Here is a 5709-nt window from a genome sequence, read left to right as displayed (position 1 = left end):
TCCCCGGCCCTCCCCCGCTGCGGGCGCTGCGCGCCCTGCAGGGGAGGGGGAAATTCGGCGTAGCAATTCAAGTTCATGTGGATAACCGGGATTTTGAACAGGTTCTTAGTCGCCACCGCCGCCGTCGCAGCCGCCTCCATCGCAGCCACCGCCGCTGTCGCCTCCATCACCACCGTCACCCCCATCGCCACTGAAGAAATCACGCAGGCTGTCGAGAAAATCGCTGGGCTTGCTGTAGCTCTTGTTTATATCGTAAGAGGACGCGAATAGCGCCAACAGGATAAGGAGGGTATAGAGGACGAAATAATACATTTGCATCTCCGTCAGGGTTGGGATTCTGCCCGGTTGCTGCGCGCCTCGATGACGCCGCCGCCGAGGCAGCGTTCGCCGTCGTAGAGGACGAGGTATTGGCCTGGGGTGATGGCGCGTTGTGGCGTTTCAAAATGCACGCTGATTTCGTCGTCGCCCTGCCATTCGACGCGGCAGGGCTGGTCGGGCTGGCGGTAGCGGGTTTTGCCGCCGTAACTGCGGCCTGCTTCGGGCGGTTCGTTCAGCCAGGCGAGTTGGCGCGCGGTAAGGGTGTCGTGGTAAAGCAGCGGGTGTTCGCCCTGGCCGACGATGAGGGTGTTGTCCGCCGGGTTTTTGTCGAGAACGTACCACGGTTCTTCGCTGGCACCGGCGATGCCGCCGATGCCCAGCCCCTGCCGCTGGCCGATGGTGTAGTACATGAGGCCGATGTGTTCGCCGACCCACACGCCTTGCGGGGTGATCATTTTGCCGGGTTTGTTCTCGAAGTAGTTGGCGAGGAAGTCGCGGAAGGGGCGTTCGCCGATGAAGCAGATGCCGGTGGAGTCTTTTTTGTCATAGGTGACAAGCCCCGCGCTTTCGGCGATGCGGCGCACCTCGCTTTTTGCCATGTCGCCGAGCGGGAAGCAGGCGCTCTCCAGCTGCGCCGGGGTGATTTGGCTCAAAAAGTAGCTTTGGTCTTTGTTATTGTCCGCGCCTTTGTAGAGGGCGGGCGCACCGTGGTGACTGCCGCGCCGCGCGTAGTGGCCGGTGGCAAGATAGTCCGCGCCCAGTTCGCGCGCGTAGTGCGCCATTTCGGCGAATTTGATTTCGCGGTTGCAGAGGATGTCCGGGTTTGGCGTGCGCCCGGCGCCGTATTCGGCGAGGAAATGGCGGAAGACGCGCTCATGGTATTCGGCGGTGAAATTCACGGTGTGCAGCGGGATGCCGAGGGTTTCGCAGACATCACGCGCGTCTTCGACGTCTTCTTCGGCGCTGCAATAGCCGCTGCTGTAGGTCTCTTCCCAGTTTTTCATGAAGATGCCGAAGATGTCGTAGCCCGCGTCGCGTAGGAGAAGGGCGGCGACGGAGGAATCAACGCCGCCGGAGATGCCGACGGCGATTTTGCTGTCTTTGGGCGGGGTGTATGGGGTCATGGCGGGCTCCTGGGTGGGGATGTTGCTATAGAGCCGTCAGCACAGGCTGCGGGCGCATTGGGCGGCGACGCGGGCGCTGCGTGAGCCGTGGGCGAGGGCGTATTGCAGCGCTTTTTGCCGTGTCGCCGGATCAAGCGGGCGGCCGAGCCAGTGGGCGACGGTAGCGAGGTATTGTTCTTGGTCGAGCGGGTGGAAGGCGAGGCGCAGACCGAAGCGCTCCGCCAGCGACACTTGTTCTTCTTCGTCTTCTTGCGGGTGCAGGGCGCGGTCGTCGCGGTGGTATTCGGCGAGTAAATGGCGGCGGTTGGAGGTGAGGCAGAGCAGCAGGTTGGGGGCGATGCCGCCGAGCGCGCCGTCCAGCACCGCTTTGAGCGCGCGATAGCTGCCGTCGCCGGCGCTGAAGGAGAGGTCGTCGATGTAGATGAGGTATGGGGCGGGGCTGTGCGCCAGCGTCCAGAGGAGGAAGGGCAGGTCGGCGAGGTCGTCGCAGGCGATTTGCAGGCTTTTCAGGCCACGAGCGCGGTAGTGCAGCAGCGCGGCGCGGATAAGCGAGGATTTGCCGGTGCCGCGCGCGCCCCAGAGGAGCATATGCTGGCAGGGTTTGCCGTCGAGGAAGTTGTCAAGGTTGGCAAGCAGCGCGGTTTTTTGCCGGTCGATGCCGAGCAGGTCGTCAAGGCGGACGTCGTCGCGCAAGGCGACTGGCAGGAGGTGCGCCGCGCCCTGGTAATTCATGCGAACGAAGGCATCGCCGTGGGCGAGGTCTTGCAGCAGGCGGGCGGCGACGGGGTTGTTTGGCGTCATGTCAGGGGTTGGTGTTCAGGTTGAGGCGCAAGTCGCCGATAACAACGTCGTCATAACGCGGGCGCTGGTACTGGATGCCATGCGCGCGCAAGGCGGCGGCGGGGTCGGTGGTGCAGGGGGTGTCGCTGTTGTAGTCAAAACGCTGTCCGGCGCTGTCGTAGCGGTAATGTCTGCAATAGTTTTCGCCGTCCCAGAGCAGTAGCAGGGTTTCCGGGGTGCCGTCGTGGTCGGCGTCGGTTTGCAGCAGGATGGCGCTCGCGCTGTCGTGTCCGGTTTCGTAGGCGGCGGCAACGGTGGCTTCGTCCGGCTGGTAGTCGCCGGGGTAGGTGTGCAACGTGGTGCGGAAGCGTTGCACAGCGGAAGCAGGTTTTTCAGGAGCGTAAGGGAAGTCAGCGACTTTGCGTGCAATATCAGCCTCACTAGAACCGTGATAGCGGTAGATTTCTATTAGCGCCTGTTTGCCCGCCTTGCCGTAGCGCTGAAAGATGCGCCAGTTGTCGTATTGCTGTAATTCTTCTGGGGCTGTTCCCCCGGCGGTATAGCGCGCAAACTGGCTTGCTAGTATCCAGCGCGGCAGTGGCAATAGCGCGGTGGCGAGGGTGCAGGCGGCGAGCAGGGCGATAGTGGCGGTGAAGGCGCGTTGGGCAAAGGCGTTGCGACGGTAGAGGCCGAGCATTTTCAGCAGCAGTCCGCCGTGGGCGATGAGCAGCGCGAGGATGAGGTAGAGGGCGTAGACGCGGTCTTCGCTCAGGCCGTAAGCACCGATGCGGATGGCGATGCCGTGCAGGCTGAGGCAGGCGAGGGCGATGCCCGCAGCAGCGGTGAGGATGTTGAGGCGTAGCCGGGGACGTTCGCGGTCGTAGAGCCAGATGGCAAGCAGCCAAAGGACAGTGGCGATGGCAAGGCGCTGGCCGCTGTCAATATGTTCGCTGGCGAACGGCAGCACGGCAAGGTAGAAGAGGGCGAAGGCGAGGGCGATGTACTGGAAGATGTGCAGGTAGGGGAAGGGGCGTTCGCGTTCCGGCAGCGGCGCAAGGTTGAGGATGAGCAGGTTCACGCCGCCGCAGAGGCCGATGAGGATTTGCTGGCCGGGTTCGCCGAGCAGTCGCCAAAGGTCGATATTGACCAGGCGCAGCAGGGCGAAGCCGAGGCCGAGAATCAGCGCGGTGAGGGCGATGAACAAACCGTAGAGCAATCCGTTGAAAATGAAGCGGTTGGCGCAGACGGCGAGGGCGATGTCGGCGGGGCGTTGTGCGTGTTTTTCGCAAAAGGTGGCGAGGAGCAGCGCGCCGGTTTGCGTCACGGTGGAGAGAAGAATGGCAGGCGCAAAATCCCGGTAGTAATTGTCGCTAAATACATGAAAACGCTGCTGTATGTAGGCGTGGCAAAGCGTAGTGAATGCAAGCAGCAATAGCGTCCCCGTCCAAGCCTTGCGCCGTACGCCGGGTTCTGACAAAAGCCGCCAGTTAAGCATTACCATTAAACCGCCATTGAGCATAAAAAACTGGCAATTGCGAGCGCCGAACGTAAAAAATAAACGTTCGCCGTAATAAAGGCCAAGTGCGTAAAAAACACCGAGCAAGGGCGCGGCAACAAGGGTAAAGGCGGGCAGTCTGCGCAGCATGGCTCAGTTCCGTGATGTTTTGCTGCGTTCGCAGAAAATGCAGACAAATAACAGGCCAATAAAGAGAATCATCGACCAGACGGGAATGCGCAGGCCAAAGACAGTATCGCGGATGGCGCAGTCGCCGTCGCCTTGCATCGCCTTGAGAAAACCGTGGAAAACGCTGGGCGCTTTTTCCATCATCGTGTAGAAATCAAAGCCGCAGGCGGGTACCTGGTCCGGCGGCAGGCTTTGAATATAGAGATGGCGCGCGGCGAGACCAATGCCAAAGAAAACCGAAAGATATTTGAAAAGGCGCATCAGGTAACGCGCGACCGGCCGCTGCGGCCAGAAAATCGCGTCGAGCAGGAAGAAAAAGCCGATGAGGGCGAACGCCAGCCGCTGCATCATGCAGAGGTTGCACGGCGTGAGGTACAGCGTTTTCTCCAGATAATAGTAGGCAAAGGCGATAGATGCCCAGGATGCCAGGCCGCAGACGGCAAGGGTGAGGCGGCGGTGTGTGTCGGTAAATGTCATAAATGTTCCAGGTGGTTGAAAAAACGGCGCGGATGATAGCAGATGCGGGCAGGAAGATTAAGCAACGCTTCGCCGGGATAGCGAAATTTGTATTTTGTGTGGTTTTGTTTTATGGTTTGAGCGTCCCGCCAATTGCATTTTCAATGACGTTTGGCGGGATTTTTACACATAACATTCATTCTACGAAGTTATCAAAATCCGTTACGGAGACTGATGGCAAACGGTTTATCTATTGTGGTATTGCTGCTTTTGCTGGAGATAGTGTGCGTTATTGCAAGAGTTTTCTACTATCTTCATGTTTTATATCTTTATTTTTTCGCAATCATTAGTATAAGGGCTTGAACATCGCCTGATGTCATTCAGCATAATTTCACTCTCACGCGAGTATGATTGATGATTCATAACGGGATTATGACAGGCTCCCACGGGTTATCCAAAAATCATTATTTTTCTTTATCCATAAGGCGATACGGATAATTCTGCTGTGAGCCTCCAAAATTTTGTCATTTTATTTACGGCAGGCTGAATACGGCGTCGCATCAGGACAAAACCGTTTATGATGCGCGCCCTGCTCTGCCCAATCCGTGATTCATCATGCAACACATCGCCCTCTACCAGCCGCAAATCGCGCCCAATACCGGCAACATCATTCGTCTCTGCGCCAATACCGGCGCGGTGCTGCATCTCATCCACCCGCTCGGTTTTACCTGGGATGACCGCCGTCTGCGCCGTGCCGGACTGGATTACGCCGAGTTTGCTGCCATTCGCCACCACGACGATTGGGCAGCGTTTGCGCAAGAAATCGCCGGACGACCACTTTGGGCGCTGACAACAAAAGGCGAACGCAGCCTGTTTGACGCTACCATCGGCGCGGATGATGTGCTGCTTTTTGGCAGCGAAACCAGCGGTTTGCCGCCCGAAATCCACGCCGCGCTCGTAGCCACACAGAAAATCCGCTTGCCGATGCAGCCCGGCTCGCGCAGTCTCAATCTTTCCAATGCGGTCGCGGTTGTCCTTTATGAGGCAATCAGGCAAAATCTGCGCGACAAAACCGCTATATTTTTATAAAACCCCATTAAAATCACATGAGAACCCTGATTGAACTGGCGCGACCGCGCACCCTGCCGCTCGCGCTCGCCGTCATTTGCTGCGGCAATGCGCTGGCTTACCATCAGGGTAACTGGCGCTGTAGCGTCTTCATCCTCTCCCTTTTGACTGCGCTCTCGCTGCAAATCCTCTCCAATATCGCCAACGATTACGGCGACGGCGTGCGCGGCACCGATCGCCATCGTCCCACCAGTGCGCCGCGCCGCCTCACCGCTAGTG

The 5709-nt window shown here is 59.0% G+C and carries 6 protein-coding genes and 1 pseudogene; 2 read left to right on the top strand and 5 right to left on the bottom strand.

Going from position 1 to position 5709, the window contains the following annotated elements:
• Positions 1 to 105: 105 nt before the first annotated feature.
• From Q0349_RS10925 to Q0349_RS10905, 5 genes are read right to left on the bottom strand one after another with little or no spacing between them, the layout of a single operon-like run.
• The gene (locus tag Q0349_RS10925; protein WP_298080979.1) at positions 106 to 312 is read right to left on the bottom strand and encodes a hypothetical protein; all 207 of its coding nucleotides are present in this window, start codon (positions 310 to 312) and stop codon (positions 106 to 108) included.
• An 11-nt stretch (positions 313 to 323) separates the two neighbouring features.
• Positions 324 to 1442 (bottom strand): tRNA 2-thiouridine(34) synthase MnmA, encoded by a 1119-nt coding sequence (gene mnmA, locus Q0349_RS10920; RefSeq protein WP_298080978.1) that lies wholly within the window; start codon positions 1440 to 1442, stop codon positions 324 to 326.
• 36 nt (positions 1443 to 1478) lie between these two features.
• Entirely contained in the window at positions 1479 to 2243 is a 765-nt protein-coding gene (locus Q0349_RS10915; RefSeq protein ID WP_298080977.1) for a DUF815 domain-containing protein, read from the bottom strand.
• 1 nt (position 2244) lies between these two features.
• Entirely contained in the window at positions 2245 to 3867 is a 1623-nt protein-coding gene (locus Q0349_RS10910; RefSeq protein WP_298080976.1) for a DUF4153 domain-containing protein, read from the bottom strand.
• Between the two features lie 3 nt (positions 3868 to 3870).
• The gene (locus Q0349_RS10905; protein ID WP_298080974.1) at positions 3871 to 4383 is read right to left on the bottom strand and encodes a disulfide bond formation protein B; all 513 of its coding nucleotides are present in this window, start codon (positions 4381 to 4383) and stop codon (positions 3871 to 3873) included.
• A 594-nt stretch (positions 4384 to 4977) separates the two neighbouring features.
• Here Q0349_RS10905 and Q0349_RS10900 point away from each other — a divergent pair.
• Both Q0349_RS10900 and Q0349_RS10895 read left to right on the top strand, forming a co-directional pair.
• Positions 4978 to 5451, top strand: a complete 474-nt coding sequence (locus tag Q0349_RS10900) for a tRNA (cytidine(34)-2'-O)-methyltransferase (RefSeq protein ID WP_298080973.1) — start codon at positions 4978 to 4980, stop codon at positions 5449 to 5451.
• A gap of 17 nt (positions 5452 to 5468) precedes the next feature.
• Positions 5469 to 5709 (top strand): annotated as a pseudogene (locus tag Q0349_RS10895) (1,4-dihydroxy-2-naphthoate octaprenyltransferase); the annotation flags it as partial.

This window comes from uncultured Cardiobacterium sp. (assembly GCF_938028185.1).
In the GTDB taxonomy this organism is placed as follows: domain Bacteria; phylum Pseudomonadota; class Gammaproteobacteria; order Cardiobacteriales; family Cardiobacteriaceae; genus Cardiobacterium.
The sequence above is the reverse complement of the archived record's forward strand: the minus strand, read 5'-3'. Positions and strand labels throughout refer to the sequence as shown.